Annotated in this window: 15 protein-coding genes; 5 read left to right on the top strand and 10 right to left on the bottom strand. The window is 62.1% G+C overall.

Features of this window, described 5'->3' with window-relative positions; genetic code table 11:
* Positions 1–53: 53 nt before the first annotated feature.
* The 3 genes from ACLH0H_RS06410 to asd are packed head-to-tail and all read left to right on the top strand — an operon-like array spanning position 54 to position 3,339.
* Positions 54–1,589: an HDOD domain-containing protein gene (locus tag ACLH0H_RS06410; protein WP_411381389.1), complete on the top strand. Its 1,536-nt coding sequence runs from the start codon at positions 54–56 to the stop codon at positions 1,587–1,589.
* 58 nt (positions 1,590–1,647) lie between these two features.
* Entirely contained in the window at positions 1,648–2,463 is an 816-nt protein-coding gene (gene rhdA / locus ACLH0H_RS06415; RefSeq protein ID WP_411381390.1) for a thiosulfate sulfurtransferase, read from the top strand.
* Between the two features lie 15 nt (positions 2,464–2,478).
* On the top strand, positions 2,479–3,339 hold the full coding sequence (gene asd / locus ACLH0H_RS06420; protein WP_411381391.1) for an archaetidylserine decarboxylase: 861 nt from the start codon (positions 2,479–2,481) through the stop codon (positions 3,337–3,339).
* 128 nt (positions 3,340–3,467) lie between these two features.
* Here the strand turns inward: asd and serB are convergent, their stop codons facing one another.
* Complete coding sequence (serB, locus tag ACLH0H_RS06425) at positions 3,468–4,682, bottom strand: phosphoserine phosphatase SerB (RefSeq protein WP_411381392.1); 1,215 nt, start codon at positions 4,680–4,682, stop codon at positions 3,468–3,470.
* 133 nt (positions 4,683–4,815) lie between these two features.
* Here serB and ACLH0H_RS06430 point away from each other — a divergent pair, with 133 nt between their 5' ends.
* On the top strand, positions 4,816–6,321 hold the full coding sequence (locus ACLH0H_RS06430) for an AhpA/YtjB family protein (RefSeq protein WP_411381393.1): 1,506 nt from the start codon (positions 4,816–4,818) through the stop codon (positions 6,319–6,321).
* 206 nt (positions 6,322–6,527) lie between these two features.
* Here the strand turns inward: ACLH0H_RS06430 and ACLH0H_RS06435 are convergent, their stop codons facing one another.
* From ACLH0H_RS06435 to ACLH0H_RS06470, 8 genes are all read right to left on the bottom strand, one after another.
* Complete coding sequence (locus ACLH0H_RS06435; RefSeq protein WP_411381394.1) at positions 6,528–7,238, bottom strand: membrane integrity-associated transporter subunit PqiC; 711 nt, start codon at positions 7,236–7,238, stop codon at positions 6,528–6,530.
* A 176-nt stretch (positions 7,239–7,414) separates the two neighbouring features.
* On the bottom strand, positions 7,415–9,679 hold the full coding sequence (parC, locus tag ACLH0H_RS06440) for a DNA topoisomerase IV subunit A (RefSeq protein ID WP_411381395.1): 2,265 nt from the start codon (positions 9,677–9,679) through the stop codon (positions 7,415–7,417).
* A 73-nt stretch (positions 9,680–9,752) separates the two neighbouring features.
* Positions 9,753–10,748, bottom strand: a complete 996-nt coding sequence (locus tag ACLH0H_RS06445) for an esterase-like activity of phytase family protein (protein ID WP_411381396.1) — start codon at positions 10,746–10,748, stop codon at positions 9,753–9,755.
* A complete protein-coding gene (gene parE / locus ACLH0H_RS06450; protein ID WP_411381397.1) occupies positions 10,748–12,652 on the bottom strand; it encodes a DNA topoisomerase IV subunit B in 1,905 nt (634 codons plus the stop codon). The genes ACLH0H_RS06445 and parE overlap by 1 nt, the downstream gene beginning before the upstream one ends.
* Before the next feature lie 45 nt (positions 12,653–12,697).
* Complete coding sequence (locus tag ACLH0H_RS06455) at positions 12,698–13,306, bottom strand: YqiA/YcfP family alpha/beta fold hydrolase (RefSeq protein WP_411381398.1); 609 nt, start codon at positions 13,304–13,306, stop codon at positions 12,698–12,700.
* Positions 13,307–13,977: 671 nt separating this feature from the next.
* A complete protein-coding gene (gene cpdA, locus ACLH0H_RS06460; RefSeq protein WP_411381399.1) occupies positions 13,978–14,793 on the bottom strand; it encodes a 3',5'-cyclic-AMP phosphodiesterase in 816 nt (271 codons plus the stop codon).
* Between the two features lie 97 nt (positions 14,794–14,890).
* Positions 14,891–15,340: a DUF1249 domain-containing protein gene (locus tag ACLH0H_RS06465; protein ID WP_012721893.1), complete on the bottom strand. Its 450-nt coding sequence runs from the start codon at positions 15,338–15,340 to the stop codon at positions 14,891–14,893.
* A complete protein-coding gene (locus ACLH0H_RS06470) occupies positions 15,331–15,948 on the bottom strand; it encodes an NUDIX domain-containing protein (RefSeq protein WP_411381400.1) in 618 nt (205 codons plus the stop codon). Before ACLH0H_RS06470 ends, ACLH0H_RS06465 begins: the two co-directional genes overlap by 10 nt.
* A gap of 192 nt (positions 15,949–16,140) precedes the next feature.
* Here ACLH0H_RS06470 and ACLH0H_RS06475 point away from each other — a divergent pair, with 192 nt between their 5' ends.
* On the top strand, positions 16,141–16,887 hold the full coding sequence (locus ACLH0H_RS06475; RefSeq protein ID WP_076951837.1) for an RsiV family protein: 747 nt from the start codon (positions 16,141–16,143) through the stop codon (positions 16,885–16,887).
* Here the strand turns inward: ACLH0H_RS06475 and cytX are convergent.
* Positions 16,856–18,145 carry a putative hydroxymethylpyrimidine transporter CytX gene (gene cytX, locus ACLH0H_RS06480; RefSeq protein ID WP_411381401.1) on the bottom strand — a complete coding sequence of 430 codons (1,290 nt, stop codon included), beginning with the start codon at positions 18,143–18,145 and terminating at the stop codon, positions 16,856–16,858. The genes ACLH0H_RS06475 and cytX overlap by 32 nt on opposite strands.
* Positions 18,146–18,229 lie beyond the last annotated feature (84 nt).

An 18,229-nucleotide genomic window follows, 5' to 3' on the forward strand; every position in this document is an offset into this window, starting at 1 on the left:
CAGTTCGGCCCGCTCCGGGCGTGTTGCCAGCAAGTGATGATCGCGCCCCAACCATGGCCAATGAAACGACAGTCCCCACTGCAAAACCCACCTCTCTCGCCGCTTGGATCAAGCGCCTGGACGAGGTGCTCCTGCCTGTTCCCCAGGCCAGCCACGACCGTGTGTGCAAAGGCATCCGCGACAGCCGCAGCTCGTTGCGAGATATTGCCGAGCTGATGCAAGACAGCCCGGCCCTCGTGCTCAGCGTAATGCGCGAGGCCAACAGCCACACCCATGGCAGCCTGGCGGAACCGGCGGAAAACCTCGAAGTGGCACTTAACCGCCTGGGCCTCAAGCGCGCCGAAGAACTGCTGGCGCGCCTGCCTGCGGTTCCGGCCCACGAGATTCCGGTGGCGTTGCGCCAATTGCTGCTGGTGAGCCAGCACGCTTCGCAGCAAGCCAACGGTTTGTTTGGCAGCCGCCTGGCGCGGTTGTGGCAGGACATTCATTGGGGCAGCCTGCTGTTTCTTTCACCCATGTGGCCGATGGCGGTTGCCTACCCCAAACTCCTGGAAGAATGGGAGCTGCGGGTTATCCACAAGAACCAGCCGGCCCGCGAGGTCGAGCATGATTTGTTCGGCGTGCGCCTGCTGGACCTGTGCGTCGGCCTGACTGAAGCCTGGCACCTGCCGGTCTGGGTATCCCAAGGCTATAAATTGCTGCTGAGCGAACAACGCCTGCTGGTCAAGGCACTGCATATCGCCCGCGAAGATGACCCGCTGCGTCATCAACAACTGCTTGACGCCGAACCCAACCTGCGCCGCTGGTTGAACCAGCCGGCCAACACCGTGTTGCTGGCCAACGGCCTGGCGATGTCGGCTCAGGAGTCCTGGACCTGCCCGCATACCGAACGCTGGCAGTACCTGACTGCGCTGTACCTGCAACAACCCTTGGGCGACGTTCAGCAACAGGTCCACCAACAAGCCGTCACCAGTGCCCGCACCACGTTGATGCCCGACCTGTGGCACCCGGCGCTGTCGCTGATCTGGCCGTGGCACGTGCAGAAGATCCATCGCGGCCTGCTGCCGGCGCCGCCGCCCACTGCCGAGTCCCTGGCCGTGTGGCGCAAGCGCTGCACCGAGCTGCTGGTGGAGCCGAGCCGCTTTGCCAACGCCATGCACCTGACCACCTGCGCCAAGGAGGCGTTAGTGGCCAGTGGCATGCAGCGGGTCATGCTGCTGATGACGGATCGTGCCCAGAGCACCTTGCGCGTGCATCAGGTCGACGGCCTGCCCAAGGACGCCGCCAACCTCAGCCTGGACGTGGTCAACAGCACGCTATTGCAGCGTCTATTGGAAAAGTCCGCTCAGGTGCGCCTCAACCCTGACAACCATGCGCAGTTCTCGGCCCTGCTGCCGCCGATCCTGCGCCGGCTGTTTACCGGCGAACACCTGCTGCTGCGCTCGCTGAGTTGCAACGGCAAGGTCGTGATGCTGATGGTGGCTGACCAGGGCGGCGGGCCGTTTTCGGAAACCACGGTGCAAGCCTTCGGCAAAACCGCCCAATGCATCGAGAAGGCCCTGCACTGCTTTACCAACCGCAGCACCTGATGCTTGCGCTACAATCGTCCCTCTTTTATCGCCAACCTTTGTGCCCAGGAGACCTCACATGCCTGACTTCTCTGGCTTGCCGCTGGTGATCGAACCCAGCGACCTGCTCGGTCGCCTGCAGGCCGAACACCTGATCCTGGTGGACCTCACCAGTGCCGTCCGCTACGCCGAAGGGCATATCCCCGGCGCGCATTTTGTTGATCCCAAGCGCACCCAGTTGGGCCAGGCGCCTGCTCCTGGGCTGCTGCCGGCCAAAGCCGACCTGGAAACCCTGTTCGGTGAACTGGGCCACACTCCGGACACGACCTACGTGGTCTACGACGACGAAGGCGGCGGCTGGGCCGGGCGTTTCATCTGGCTGCTCGACGTGATCGGCCACCAGAAATACCACTACCTGGACGGCGGGCTGCTGGCCTGGCTGGCAGAGAAACACCCCGTCTCCACCGATGTGCCCGCGCCCGTCGGCGGCCCGGTCAGCCTCACGCTGCACGACGGCCCCACCGCCACCCGCGAATACCTGCAAAGCCGCCTGGGCGCGGCCGACCTGGGCATCTGGGATGCGCGGGGTCCGCTGGAGTATTCCGGTGAAAAGGTGCTCGCCGCCAAAGGTGGGCACATTCCCGGCGCCGTGAATTTCGAGTGGACCGCCGGCATGGACCAGGCGCGCAACCTGCGTATCCGCCGCGACATGCCGCAGATCCTCGAAGACCTGGGGCTGACCAAAGATAAAGAAATCATCACCCATTGCCAGACCCACCACCGCTCTGGCTTCACCTACCTGGTGGCCAAGGCGCTCGGTTATCCGCGGGTCAAAGGTTATGCCGGTTCCTGGGGCGAATGGGGCAACCACCCCGACACCCCCGTCGAGATTTAAGGTTCAAGGACAGTTATGAAAAAGCAGTTGTTTATCCTCAGCCAGTACTTGCTGCCGCACCACTTGCTGTCGCGCCTGGCCGGCTGCATTGCCGAGTGCCGCGTACGCTGGTTCAAGAACGCCTTCACCACCTGGTTCGCCAAGCGCTATCAAGTGGACATGTCCCAGGCCCTGGTCGAAGACATGACCGCCTATGAGCACTTCAACGCCTTCTTCACGCGCGCGCTCAAGGACGGCGCTCGCCCGCTGGATCAAACCCCAGGCGCTGTCTTGAGCCCGGCCGATGGCGCGGTCAGCCAGCTCGGTCCGATCGAGCATGGTCGGGTGTTCCAGGCCAAAGGTCATAGCTTCAGCGTGCTGGAGTTGCTCGGCGGCGATGCAGCCGTAGCCGCGCCGTTCATGGGCGGCGACTTCGCCACCATCTACCTGTCGCCCAAGGACTACCACCGCGTGCACATGCCGCTGGCCGGCACCTTGCGCGAGATGGTCTACGTACCGGGCCGGATCTTCTCGGTGAACCAGACCACCGCCGAAAACGTGCCGGAACTGTTTGCGCGTAACGAGCGGGTTGTCTGCCTGTTCGACACCGAACGCGGCCCGATGGCTGTGGTATTGGTGGGCGCGATGATTGTGGCCTCGATTGAAACCGTATGGGCCGGCCTGGTAACGCCGCCCAAGCGTGAGCTGAAGACGTTCCGCTACGACGAAGCGGCGCGTGCGCCGATTCATCTGGAGAAAGGTGCGGAACTGGGCCGCTTCAAGCTGGGTTCGACGGCGATCGTGCTGTTCGGGCCGGACCAGGTGAAGTGGGCTGAAGAACTGGTGGCGGGTTCGCCGGTGCAAATGGGGCAAGGCATCGCCTTACCTAAAGCCTGATGTAGATCCTCTGTAGGAGCGAGCTTGCTCGCGAAGGGACGCTAACGATAACGCGGGCTTTCTGACTGCCCGCAGTGTTCTCAAGCTCCTCGCGAGCAAGCTCGCTCCTACAGTGTTTTAGCAGGGCGTTAAAGCTGCCCGTCGCGGTCGCGCAAGCCCAGCAGATACAACACACCATCAAGCCCCAACGTCGAAATCGCCTGCTTGGCCGACTGCTTCACCAACGGCTTGGCACGGAACGCAACGCCCAGCCCGGCAATCGCCAGCATCGGCAAGTCATTGGCGCCGTCGCCGACCGCAATGGTCTGCTCCAGGCGCAAACCTTCCTTGTGCGCCAATTCCTTGAGCAGATCCGCCTTGCGCTGTGCGTCGACAATCGGCTCCACGGCCACGCCGGTGACCTTGCCGTCCACCACTTCCAGCTCGTTGGCGAATACATAGTCGATGCCCAGCTTGGCCTGCAACTGCTTGGCAAAATAAGTGAAACCACCGGACAGGATCGCGGTCTTGTAGCCCAGGCGCTTGAGCTCGGCGAACAAGGTCTCGGCGCCTTCGGTCAGGCGCAGCGATGCGCCGATGGAGTCCAGCACGCTCACGTCCAGGCCTTTAAGCAGCGCCAGGCGCTCTTTAAAGCTTGCACGGAAGTCCAATTCGCCGGCCATGGCACGCTCGGTAATGGCCGAAACCTGTTCGCCTACACCGGCAGCCTTGGCCAATTCGTCGATGACTTCGGCTTCGATCAGCGTCGAGTCCATATCGAACACCGCCAGGCGGCGGTTGCGGCGGAACAGCGAGTCTTCCTGGAAGGCAATATCGACGTTGAGCTCCTGGGCCACGCTGAGGAACTCGGCGCGCAGGGCTTGCGGGTCGGCCGGCTCGCCGCGCACGGAAAACTCGATGCAGCCCTTGCCTTTGTCGGCGGGGGTGTCCAGCGGCATGCGACCCGACAGACGGTCAATGTGGTCGATATTCAAACCATATTGCGCGGTGATCGAGCTGACGCGCTGCAGTTGTTCTGCCGTGACCTTGCGGGTCAGCAGCGTCACGATGTGGCGTTTCTTGCCCTGACCGGCCACCCAATGCCGGTAGTCTTCCTCGGACACTGGGGTAAAACGAACCTGCTGGTCCAGTTTGTATGCCGTAAACAGAATGTCCTTGAGCACCGAGGACGCCTGTTCAGTGCTCGGGATCTCCACCAGAATGCCGAACGACAGCGTGTCGTGGATCACCGCCTGGCCGATGTCGAGAATGTTTACACCACCCTGGGCCAGAACACCGGTAATGGCTGCGGTGAGACCCGGTCGGTCAACACCGGTGATGTTTATCAGGACAATTTCGCGCAAGGCGCACCCCCAGGCTGGAAAAAAACCGCATTCTACCCACTTTCAGTGACCATCGGGCACAGCCAGCGCTTTGCCGGTTCTAGGGCTGTCGCTATACTGCGCGTCAACTTCACGGACCAAGAGCCGAGCTCAAGTGAACCGGCCTACGCCAGTAAAAACCGACAACTTCTTCCTGCTGATCTTCCGGGCACTGCGCCACCGCCGTGTACCGATCGCATTACGCATCGCCAGCCATAACGTGATCCTGGTCGCCCTGGCGCTGGTGATCTACGCCTGCGTGATGGGTTTGCAGTTCAAGCAGGCCATGCACGAGCAGGCCGACGCCCTGGGCGAAAGCCTGACCACCCAGACCGCCACTTCGGCGACCGAGCTGCTGGTGTCCAACGACATCCTCAGCCTCAACGTGCTGCTCAACAACCTGACCAAGAACCCGCTGGTGGCCCACGCCGCCATCTATAGCGTGGACAACCGGATCATGGCCGAAGCCGGGCAGCGCCCGAAAAACGGCCTGTTGGGCGAAGCCGAAGGCTTGTACCAGAGCAATATCACGTTTCAGGATGTAAAGGCCGGCCAACTGCGCATCAGCCTGGACATGCAGCAATTCCAGCAGCCGATGACCATCAGCCTGCAAAGCATGGGCATCTTGAGCGCGATCCTGCTGGCCTTGGCCCTGGCCTTGAGCTTGCGCCTGGGCCGGCATATCTCCACGCCGTTGATGCAACTGCGCATCTGGCTACGGGATATCGACGAACACACCCCGGCCACCGACCGCCAGGATGAAATCGGCGACCTCGCCCGCCAGCTGCACGCCAGCTTCGCCCCGGAACCGGTGGTGCACGAAGCCGAGCCCGAGCCTGAGTTCGACGACACCGACTACGACGACGAACCCGAATTTGCCGTGCAAGAGGCGCCGGTGGCCGGCTTGAAGCCTGCGACCCGCAAGGTGTTCATCGCCGAAGAAGACGAACTGGACGACGAAGACCCTTTCGCCGACCTGCGCGACACTTCGGACGGCACCCCGGCCGTCGCCCCGAAACCGGCCCCAGTCAGAAACACCGAACCCCAGTACAGTGCCGTACTCGCGGTGCAGCTGGGCGCCCAGGACCAATTGCGTCGCCTGCCGCGCGCGCGCCTGACCGAACTGCTGGAACGCTACCGTGACTGCCTCGATCAGGCTGCCTCGCTGTACCAGAGCGAACTGCATACCCTGAACGATGGCAGCACCCTGATGTTGTTCCACAGCGAAGACAGCGGTGAAGACTACCTGACCAATGCGATCTGCTGCGGCGAGTTGCTGCGCGCCTTGGGCCATGAATTGCAGATCGAAGTGGCCGACAGCGGCATCACCCTGCAATTGCAACTGGGCCTGACGGTAGGCGACGATCTATTTGGCATGAGCCAGATCGATCTGCTGCTGACTGAGATCGCCCAGGATGCCCTCGCCTTGTCCCAACACAGCCGCAACCTGCTGCTGGTGGAGCGCAAGATCAGCGAAGACACGCTGATCCGTCAGCGCGCACGCATTCGCCCGATTGCCAGTCCGGAAGGCGCCAGTTGTGTGGAGCGGTTGATGGAGCCGTACCCGTCGATGCTAGAGCGGCAGTTGGCGCGGATGCATGAGACCCGGGCCAAGCCTTGATAAATAATGCAGGACCCTGTGGGAGCGGGCTTGTGTGGGAGAGGGCTTGCTCGCGAATGCGGTGTATCAGTACCAGATGTACCGGCTGACCCACCGCTTTCGCGAGCAAGCCCGCTCCCACAGGGGATCTTCAGTGTCCTTCAAATTGCGCACAAACAAAAAAGGCCCGCTGAATCAGCGGGCCTTTTGTTTGCGTGTCATTCAGATCAGAACCTGAACACTTCCATATCCGTACGGATCGGCGTCGCCATCGGCATCTTTGGCTTCTGCGGCTCGGTCGGCTTGGCCTGCACCGGGGCGCTTTGCTTGCGTGGCGATTCGGCAATCGGCGGTTGGTTGGCCAATGGCTTGAGCGCCACCGACAACTGTTGCGCCAGGTGCTGCAACAACACGCCCTGGGCCTGGACCTGGGAGGCGGTGGTGCCGGCGTGTTCCTCCTGCAGGTGCACGATGCGGTTATCGCGCACCTGGCCACGGCGGTCGATCAAGCGCCACTGTGCATCGAGGATCGCCGGTTGCGACTTACCCGAATCGAGCCGGGTAATGGTCAACAACACCTGCACATCCGGGGTAAAGCCGGTGGGCGCGGGTGCAAGCACGACGCGCTGGCTGTCCAGGTGACCCGCCACCTGGCGCAACATCAGCTGGTTGATGTCAGAGGACAAGCTGCCCGCCCAACGACCATCGGTGGAACCTTGCAGGCTGCCGTCGTTCTGACGTTGCAGCAGGGTTTCGCGTTGCAGGTAGTCGGCTACGACCACCGGGCCCAACAAGACAGCCATGCCGGCGGTCTGCGCGGGTTGAGCCGGACTTCCGCTGTCCAGCTGGTACAGCGACACCGGCTGATGCGTGCTGCAACCCGCCAGCCCCAAAAGGCCAGCGAGCATGAAAATAAAAGGAAGGCGTGGAGCAGTCATCATCCCATCCAGGTGGCTGCCACAAGGCAAACCACAATGTAATACTAAAAATAACCTAAACACGCTCGGCCACGCCGGCGCTGGAAAGGCCATATCATCCGTGAATATGCGCCATGACTCCAGCGCCAAAGCGTCGATCTACGCGTTAAATCGTAGATCGAGGGCTCTAATACGCCTTACGCAGGCGTTTCCACCAATAAAGCATCCACACGCTGGAAGCCCCGAGGCAGTTTGTTACCGCGTCGACCACGCTCGCCCTTGTAGTGTTCAAGGTCGTCAGGGCGCAATGACAACGTGCGCTTGCCGGCCTGGAGCACCAGGGTAGAACCTTCCGGGATCACTGCGATGTCGGTCACGTACTCTTCGCGACTGGCCACGCGCTCCCCTGGAATACCGATAATCTTGTTGCCCTTGCCTTTGCCCAATTGCGGCAGGTCGCTGATCTTGAACACCAGCAAGCGCCCTTCGGTGGTCACCGACGCCAGCCAATTGCTCTCGCGGTCATCCACCGGCCGCGGCAGGATCACCTTGGCGTTGTTCGGCAGGCTCAGCAGCGCTTTGCCCGCCTTGTTCTTGGCCTGCAGGTCTTCACCCTTGACCACGAAACCGTAGCCCGCGTCGGAGGCGATCACGTACAGCGCGTCGTCGTCCGGCAGCAGCACACATTCAAAATTCGCACCCGGCGGCGGCGTAAGGCGCCCCGTCAACGGCTCGCCCTGCCCCCGTGCGGACGGCAATGTGTGGGCCGGTACCGAATAACTGCGCCCGGTGGAATCGATAAACACCGCAAACTGATTGGAACGCCCGGCCGCGGCGGTCTTGAACCCGTCGCCAGCTTTGTACGATAGCCCGGTTGCATCAATATCATGCCCTTTGGCGGAGCGAACCCAACCCTTTTCCGACAGAACGACGGTAATTTTCTCATTTGGCAGCAGCTCTGTTTCTGTCAGAGCTTTCGCTTCGGCACGCTGGACAATCGGCGAGCGGCGGTCGTCGCCATAAGTTTCAGCGTCCTTGATCAGCTCAGTGCGTACCAGCTTCTTCAGCTTGGCTTCGCTGCCCAGCAAGGCTTGCAGCTTGGCTTGTTCCTTGAGCAGCGCGTCCTGTTCGTCGCGCAGCTTCATTTCTTCCAGGCGCGCTAATTGGCGCAAGCGGGTGTCGAGGATGTAGTCAGCCTGGATCTCACTCAGCGCGAAACGCGCGATCAGCTCGGCTTTCGGGTGCTCTGCGGTGCGGATGATATGGATCACTTCATCCAGGTTGAGATAGGCAATCAGCAAGCCGTCCAACAGGTGCAGACGACGCTCGACCTTATCCAGACGGAATTGCAGGCGGCGGCGCACGGTGTTCACCCGGAACTCCAGCCACTCCACCAGCAGGTTGCGCAGGTTTTTCAGCTGCGGCTTGCCGTCCAGGCCGATGATATTGATGTTGACCCGGTAGCTGGACTCCAGCTCCGTGCTCGCAAACAGGTGCTGCATCAGCACTTCGTGGTCGACCCGGCTGTTGGTCGGGATAATCACGATGCGGCATGGGTTTTCGTGGTCCGACTCGTCGCGCAGGTCTGCCACTTGCGGCAATTTCGACGGTTTTGCCTGCATCAGCGCAGCGATCTGCTCCAGCACCTTGGCGCCGGACACCTGGTGCGGCAGCGCCGTGACGATAATGTCGCCATCCTCGATGTGGTACACGGCGCGCATGCGCACCGAGCCCTTGCCGGTTTCGTACATCTTCAGCAGATCGGCGCGCGGCGTGATGATTTCCGCTTCGGTCGGGTAATCCGGGCCCTGGATATGCTCGCAGAGCTGCTCGACCGTGGCTTTAGGCTCATCCAGCAACCGCACACAGGCCGTGGCGACTTCGCGCAGGTTGTGCGGCGGCACGTCGGTGGCCATGCCGACCGCAATTCCCGTAGTGCCGTTAAGCAGGATATTCGGCAAACGTGCCGGCAACACCAGCGGCTCGTCGAGTGTACCGTCGAAGTTTGGCCCCCAGTCCGCCGTGCCCTGCCCCAGCTCACTCAGCAGTACTTCGGAGTAACGCGACAGGCGCGCCTCGGTGTATCGCATCGCGGCGAAGGATTTGGGATCATCCGGCGCACCCCAGTTACCCTGGCCGTCCACCAGCGTGTAGCGGTAGCTGAACGGCTGGGCCATCAGCACCATGGCTTCATAGCACGCCGAGTCACCGTGGGGGTGGAACTTGCCGAGCACGTCACCGACGGTACGCGCCGACTTCTTGTGCTTGGAATCGGCATCCAGGCCCAACTCACTCATGGCGTAGATGATGCGCCGTTGCACGGGTTTCAGGCCGTCGCCGATATGCGGCAAGGCACGGTCCATGATCACGTACATGGAGTAGTTGAGGTAGGCATTTTCGGTGAAGTCAGCCAGCGACCGGCGTTCTACGCCGTCTAAGCTGTCTGCGAGGATGTCACTCATGCGGGCCTCATCATGGTCGGGTAAGGCGCAGCGGAACTGCCGCTGCACCGGGTCAAGTCAAAAAAGCCGGGGCTCATGGCTGGGCGCTCCAGCCACCGGCAGGGGCGGCGAAACGATAGACCATGGGGCGCTTTTCACCATCGGCACGCGGGCCGAAATTGTTGTCAATGCCCAGCCAGGCGCCTTCGGCGTCCACCACCAGGGCTTCAGCCAGGCCGTAGGGCTGGGGGTAACGTCGCTCGGGCATCAGGGTTTCGTCGGCAAACGACCAGCACAGCTCGACCTTGGCCGTGACGGGATCGCGCCGGCAAATCTGGAACGCATTGCGCTCCAGGGTAAACAGCTTGCCCTTGAACAGCGCCAGGTCGGCGAAATCCTTGGACACAGCCTTGGCATCGGTGAACTTGGCCGGCTGCACTTGCCGGCCCGCCTCGCTCATCAGCACACAAGGCCCATCACAGTCCCACAGGCCCTGCGCAGGCTTGATCGAAATCAGCCCGCGCCGCTCACGCTCGGCGGCCAGCCAGATCTGGTTGCCCTCGGGGCTGATCGCCAGGCCTTCAAACAACGCGTTGAAGTGCAGCAACATGCCGCCGGCCCGCGCTTCACGCACCATCGCCGGAGCAATGTTCAACCATTGCGGCGCGCCCGCCAGCGGCACTTGCAGCACCGCGGCGTGGGCTTCGCTGACGATGTAGCGGTTGCCGGCGGCATCGCAGGAGATACCTTCAAAATCCAGGTCACCACCGCGAATGAACGAGGCAGCCTTGGTGCGCGAACGTAGCCCCCACGGCAACCCGGATTCGGGCACCGGCGGCACGTCGATCCTGACCGCCTCGGCTTGCCAGGTCGGCGCATGCGTATCCAGGCGGTAGATCTGGTCGTCGTCGCGGTCGGAAACCGTCCACAACGCGTTACCGCACAAGGCCAGGCCCGACAGGTTGCCGCCGCGCATGCCGTCCACCGGGTGCTCGGAGATCAGCTTGAGCTCAGCCGCGGGCGCGGCAGCCACCTGGGTGGCCGCCAACCCGCACAACATCAGGATCGCCAGGGCGAAACCTGCACGCATCAGCCCAGCACCTCGGCCAGGTTGCCTTTGGACTCCAACCAGGACTTGCGGTCCGGCGCGCGTTTCTTCGCCAGCAGCATGTCCATCATTTCCGAGGTGGCGGCAAAGTCTTCCAGGGTCAACTGCACCAGGCGCCGGGTGTTCGGGTCCATGGTGGTTTCGCGCAGTTGCGGCGGGTTCATTTCGCCCAGGCCCTTGAATCGCGTGACCTGTGGCTTGCCGCGTTTCTTCTCGGCCACCAGGCGGTCGAGGATGCCATCGCGCTCAGCTTCGTCCAGGGCGTAGAAAATCTCCTTGCCCAGGTCGATACGGTACAGCGGCGGCATGGCGACGTAGACGTGACCGGCATCCACCAACGGTCGGAAGTGCTGGACGAACAGCGCGCACAATAGCGTGGCGATGTGCAGGCCGTCGGAGTCGGCGTCGGCGAGGATGCAGATTTTGCCGTAGCGCAGCTGGCTCATGTCCGCCGCGCCAGGGTCGACGCCGATGGCCACGGCGATATTGTGCACTTCCTGGCTGGCGAGGACTTCGCTGCCATCGACTTCCCAGGTATTGAGGATCTTGCCGCGCAACGGCAGGATCGCCTGGAATTCCTTGTCCCGTGCCTGTTTGGCGGAACCGCCGGCGGAATCACCTTCCACCAGGAACAGCTCGGAGCGCATCGGGTCCTGTCCGGCGCAGTCAGCCAGCTTGCCGGGCAGTGCAGGGCCCTGGGTGATGCGCTTGCGCTCGACCTTCTTGCTGGCCTTCAAACGACGGCCGGCGTTGTTGATCGCCAACTCGGCCAAGGCCAGGCCCAGCTCGGGATGCTCGTTGAGCCAAAGGCTGAACGCGTCCTTGACCACGCCGGAGACAAACGCCGCCGCTTCGCGCGACGACAGGCGCTCCTTGGTCTGGCCGGAGAATTGCGGCTCCTGCATTTTCATCGACAGCACGAACGCAATGCGCTCCCATACGTCTTCCGGCGCCAGCTTCACGCCGCGCGGCAGCAGGCTGCGGTATTCGCAGAATTCGCGCATGGCATCCAGCAAACCCTGGCGCAAACCGTTGACGTGGGTGCCGCCCTGGGCCGTGGGGATCAGGTTGACGTAGCTTTCCTGCACGCTGTCGCCGCCTTCTGGCAACCACAGCAGTGCCCAGTCGACGGCTTCTTTATTACCGGCCAGGCTGCCGCAGAACGGCTCGTTGGGCAGGCGTTCGAACTCGCTGACGGAATCTTCCAGGTAAGAGCGCAGGCCGTCTTCGTAATGCCATTCGACCTTCTCGCCGGTGCCTTTGTCTTCAAAGGTGACCAGCAGGCCCGGGCACAGCACGGCCTTGGCCTTGAGCACATGCTTGAGGCGGCTGATGGAGAATTTCGGCGAATCGAAGTATTTGGGGTCCGGCGCGAAATACACGCTGGTGCCGGTGTTGCGCTTGCCAACGGTGCCGATCACTTGCAGGTCGGTGGCTTTATAACCATCGGCGAAGGTCATCTCATACTCGTTGCCGTCGCGCTTGACCTTCACCCGCACATGGTTCGACAGGGCGTTGACCACCGAAATACCCACACCGTGCAGGCCGCCGGAGAATTGGTAGTTCTTGTTGGAGAACTTGCCGCCGGCGTGCAGCTTGGTGAGGATCAACTCGACGCCCGACACGCCTTCTTCAGGGTGAATGTCCACCGGCATGCCGCGTCCGTCGTCGGACACTTCAAGGGAATGGTCCGCATGAAGAATGACATGCACCGATTTGGCGTGCCCGGCCAAGGCTTCGTCGACGCTGTTGTCGATGACTTCCTGGGCAAGGTGGTTCGGCCGACTGGTGTCGGTGTACATGCCGGGCCGTTTGCGCACCGGGTCGAGGCCCGAGAGGACTTCGATGGCGTCGGCGTTATAAGAGCTAGCGCTGGGAGTGGCCATGGTGTCTCGTCGTGAGTCGTTCGATTAAAAAGTAACCTGCGATGTTTACAGTGCTGCAAAATCGAAGGATTGATACTGATCTGCGCCAAAGCCGGCAAAGCTCAACAACGCCGGCAGCTGGCGGGCAAAACCCTGGTAACCATGGTCGCCACCGGCCTGGATGCGCAAGGCACAGGCCCGGTAGTAGTGCTGGGCGAGGCGATAATCCAGGGTTTCATCCCCGGTCTGCAACCACACCTGATAACGCGCGGCATCCTGGGGCGCCGGTACTTCCAGCTCGGCCAGCGCCGTGACGTGATCGTGGGTCAGTTCCCAGGTTTCGTCGGTGTAGAGGTTCTTCTGGGTGCCCAGGTAACCGTCGAACATCCGATGGGGGCTGACCGCCGGGTTCACCAACAGCGCCTTGAGGCCATGGCGTTCGGCAAGGTGGGTTGCATAGTAGCCGCCGAGTGAGCTGCCGACCAGCAGTGGCCGCCCCAGTTCTGCAATGGCCTCCTCGAGCTGAGGAATCGCCTGACGGGGATGGTGATGCAACGCCGGTACGCGCAGTTGGTCGGCCAGGCCGAGGTTGTCCATCACGCTGATCAGCTGGCTGGCCTTGTTGGATGCCGGCGCGCTGTTGAAACCGTGGATATACAGGATCGAAGCCGACATGCCGGGCTCTCCGTGACTCAGCCAAAGGGGCGCAGTTTACAGGGATCGGGATGGCGTGTGATGCCCTCTTTCCAAAGGACACAGAAGATCCCGTGTGGGAGCTGGCTTGCCTGCGATGGCCATAGGTATCTACACAACTTTCAACGACTGAAAAGTATCCCTGTAGTGAGCGGGCTTGTCCCGCGCTGGGCTGCGAAGCAGCCCCAAACCAGACGATCTGGTTTCATCTGGAACACTGCGGTGTCCTTATTGGGGCGGCTTCGCCACCCAGCGCGGGACAAGCCCGCTCACTACACAACTTTGGCTCGACGCTGAAAACCCAGCGAACGGGCTGTTGTGGCGAGCGGGCTTGCCCCGCGTTGGGCTGCGAAGCAGCCCCAGTAAGCAGAATGCGGTGTGTCAGACATTCCGCAGAGGCTGGTTTTAGGGCTGCGCAGCGGCCCCAATGAAGACGAATGCGGAGTATCAGTCTTTCCTCTGCGCCTGGTTTTGGGGCTGCTGCGCAGCCCAACGCGGGACAAGCCCGCTCGCCACAGGAGAATTCGCCAGCCTCTGAAAATTGTGTAGATACCTATGCTGCGATGGCGGTGTTTCAGTCACAGAGGTGTTAACTGGCATACCGCCATCGCAGGCAAGCCAGCTCCCACCTTTTCAAACCGTGTTTGCAGCTTTTAATAGCCGCTGCTGGCGTAATCGGGTGTAAATACAAAATCCTGCACCCGCTCCACACCCGTCTCCAACCGCCCGTCGGCATGCAACCGCAGCCAGCGATAACCCGGCGCCTGCTCGCTGACCTTGAAATCCTCGCTGCCCGGCGCGAACTGGATGCAGGTGGATGGCGACGCCAGCAGGCGCACGCCGTTGCGTTCGCGGTCGATCTCTTGGTGCACATGCCCCCAGAGCACCGCCCGCACCTGCGGGAAACGGTCGAGCACGGCAAACAACGCATCGGGGTTGCGCAGGCCGATGGGCTCCATCCAGGCGCAACCGATGGGTACCGGATGGTGGTGAAAACACACCAGGTGGTGACGGTTCGGCGCCTCACTCAAGGCCTGGGCCAGCAATTGCAGTTGCTGGTCTTGCAGGTAACCCGGCACGGAACCGGGAACGGCGGAGTCCAGCAGGGTGACGCGCCAGTGGCCGATATCGACCACCGGTTCCAGCAGATCACTGTGCGCGGCGGCCCGGGCCATGATCGGCGGCTCGTCATGATTACCCGGAATCCAGCGTGTCGGAGCACCCAGCGGCGCGGTCATGTCGCGAAACTGCCGGTACGACTCAAGCGTGCCGTCCTGTGACAGATCACCCGTGGCCAGTACCAGGTCGATCCATGGCTGCTGCGCGCGCACCAACTCGATCACCCGCTGCAGGCTTTCACGGGTATTCATGCCCAGCAGCGCGCCATCGGCCTCGGCAAACAAATGGCTGTCGGACAGTTGCACCAGCAATACCGGTGCATCGGGGCTCACGGTGGATACGCTCGGCAAGGCGCTCTCCCAAGGCAATCACAGGAATGGACGTTTGGCGTGATTATGCTGGGGCAGGACACAAAGAGGAAACCCAGGAACCCGACGCAGTTCACATCTACCGAACAGCTTCGAACTCGTGACCCAGGGCCAGGCAGTGGCTCAACCATTCGCCGAGGAACACATTGAGCTGTGCTTTCTCATCGGGCTGGTGCATGAACACGTTGGGGTAAGGATAGATGCTGCGAAAGCGTCGTGCATGTTCGGCGCTGATCACTTCGGCCATTCGTGCGTCGTGGTACACCTGCACTTCCAGTTGCGGCACCGGCAGCCAGGGCAGGCTGTGCTCCTGGCGCACACGCAAGGTGGTGGTGTAAGGGCAATTGACAATGACTTCCAGCGCCAGCACGCCGAGCATCTGGTCGCCATGGGTCACACCGATGCGCCGCGCCTCGGGGGCGTGACGCATGTCGGGGAGCAGGCGCATCAACCGCGCATAGTTGGCCTCACAGGCCGCTTGCAGCCCGATCAGGTCGACTCGATAACGTTCCCGTGCCTTTACTGCCATAACCCCCTCACTTCCGCGCGATTAAGCGCAAGCCATTGCAGGGCGATGATGCTGGCTGCGTTGGAAATCTTGCCGTCACGCACCGCTTGCAGGGCATCTTCGAACGCCCAGACGGTGACACGGATATCTTCAGCTTCTTCTTCCAATCCATGGACGCCCCCCACGCCGGCGCTGTCGCAACGGCCTAGGTACAAGTGCACATATTCGGTACTGCCGCCGGGCGACGGGAAATACTTGGTGATCGGCCACAGCGCGGAGAACGTCAGCCCAGCTTCCTCTTCGGCTTCGCGGTGTGCAACCTCCTCCGGTTGCTCGTCCTTGTCGATCAGGCCGGCGACCATCTCGATCAGCCAGGGGTTGTCGGTGCGCCCCATGGCGCCCACGCGAAACTGCTCGTTCAACACCACTTCATCGCGCTGTGGATCGTAGGGCAGCACGCATACGGCATCATGACGTACAAAGACTTCACGATTGATCACCCGGCTCATGCCACCATCGAATTTTTCGTGGCGCAGTTGCACGCGATCCAGCTTGTAGAAGCCCGTATAGGCATTGTCGCGCTGTACCATTTCGATCTTGCCCGGCGTCGATCTTGCAAAGTCCGTCATATCCTGTCCTCGTTGAGCCTGCGCATTTCGCGCCATCCTAACGCGCTCATGCCCGTTAATGCAGCCTCTTTCCGGTTGCCGGGATAGACGGCGGACCTCAAACTCACTCTAATGAGCTTAGTGGCGAACTGACTGCCTTGCCGGTAGTCGAAGCTGCACAATTTCGCTCTTATCGTTAGACGAAGGACATCCATGTCGCTGTTAAAAATTGCCTCCGTGGCCTGCATCGCCTTGACCCTCGGTGCCTGCCAAAGCCTGTTCCAACCCAACTGGCGCACGCCGCTGGAAGCCACCCGCGATGCCACCGAGCAAAGCAAGCCAGGCTGCGCCAGCGCCGATTGCCCGTTGGTGAATATCGACACCGTGCACTTTGCCAAGGAACCCAAGCTGGACGCCTTGATCGAACAGCGCCTGCTGGAAATGACCCAGACCTCCCCGAGCGACCCGCTGCCGACCAGCCTTGCGAGCTACAGCGAGCAGTTCCTGCGCACCGCCGCGCCACGCAACAGCATGTACTTGCAGGCCAAGGTACGCGAGCAGCATGACGGCTTGGTGATCATCGAACTGTCCAGCTACCTCGACCAGGGCGCCACCCACGGCGAGCCGGGCCGCGCGTTCATCAACTATTCACGCCAGCAGCAAAAAGCCTTGTCGCTGACCGACATGCTCTTGCCCGGCAAGGAAGACGCGTTCTGGAAAGCTGCCCAGGTGGCCCACAACAGCTGGCTGATCAGCACCCGCCTGAGCCTGGAGCCGGAGTTCGTGAAAACTTACCCCTTCCAGAAAACCCCGAACGTGGCGCTGACCTACGGCGCAGTGATCCTCAAGTACCCCACCAGCACCATCGCGCCGTACGCCCTGGGCCACGTCGAGTTGCAGATTCCCTACTCGCGCCTCGACGGCATCCTCAAGCCTGAGCTGGTGCCCGCGCGCCGCTGAAGGCCCGGCCGAGGACGAACTGCAGCAGCCCTGCCAGCACCAGTGCCGGCAGGGTTGCGCCGACATCCGGGTACAGGTTCGACAGCAGGTGATAGGTGGCGATGCCGCCCAGCCAGGCCAACAACGCCGGCCAGCGCAGGTTGGCGATCACACCCTGGCCACGGCGGCGCAGGATGAAGTGATCCACCAGCACCACGCCAAACAGCGGCGCAAACACCGAGCCGATCAGCAACAGGAAGTTCTGATACTGGGCCAACGGCGCAAAGCAGGCGATCAGGGTGCAGATCACGCCGATCGCCAATGCCAGGTGCTCGACCTTCAAGCGCAACAATATCCCGCTGGAGACCGCCGCCGAGTGAATATCGGCAAAAGCGTTCTCCGACTCGTCCAGCAGGATCAATAGCAGCGGAATTCCCAGGCCGGCGCCGGCTAACGCCAGCAGCAGCGCGTTCACTTCACCGCTCGGCGCAAATGCCAGGGTGTAGGCCACGCCCAGGCTCATCAGCCAGAAGTTACCGATAAAGAACCCAAGGGCAGTGCCGCCAAAGACACTTTTCGCGCGTTTACCGAAGCGCGAGTAATCCGCGATCAGCGGCAGCCACGAGAGCGGCATGGCAATGGCGATATCGAACCCCACCGCAAACGGCATCGAACCGTCACCCGCCTGGCTCCAGAGCGTGGCGAGGTCGGCTTTGGCGAACAGGTTCCAGGTGAGCCACAAACAAGCGGCGAGCAGCAGCCAGATACCCCATTTGCGCAGGATCTGGCGCACGAAGGTCAGTGGGCCGCTGACGGCCAGCAGGGTCGCCAGGCCACCGAAGAACAGGGTCCACAGCAATGGGCTGATCAGCAGGCTGCCTTCGCCGAATGCCCGCGTGCCCAACAGGCTCGCGGCGTCGCGCATCACGATGATCTCGAATGAGCCCCAGCCGATCAGTTGCAGCAGGTTCAACAACGCCGGCAGGCTCGCGCCTTTAGCGCCGAGGCTGAGCTTGAGCGCGGCCATGGCGGACAGGCCGGTGTCGCTGCCGATCACGCCGACGGCAGCCAACAGCAGTACGCCGACCAGGGTGCCGAGGAAGATTGCCAGCAATGAGCCGGACAGGCCAAGGCCGGGTGCGAGCAAAGCACCGGTTTGCAGGACCATCAGGCCGATGCCGAGGGAGAACCACAGGGAAAACAGATCGCGGGCGCCGAAGACGCGTTTGTCAGCAGGCACCGCGATATCAGGGGAATAGGTGCTGGGTTGAATGCTCAAGGGGATATCTCTGAGGGGCTGATCATTCCCACGCTCCGCGTGGGAATGCCGCTTTGGACGCTCTGCGTCCGCCTTTGTGACGCG

This window comes from Pseudomonas sp. MPB26, assembly GCF_046605355.1.
In the GTDB taxonomy this organism is placed as follows: domain Bacteria; phylum Pseudomonadota; class Gammaproteobacteria; order Pseudomonadales; family Pseudomonadaceae; genus Aquipseudomonas; species Aquipseudomonas cedrina.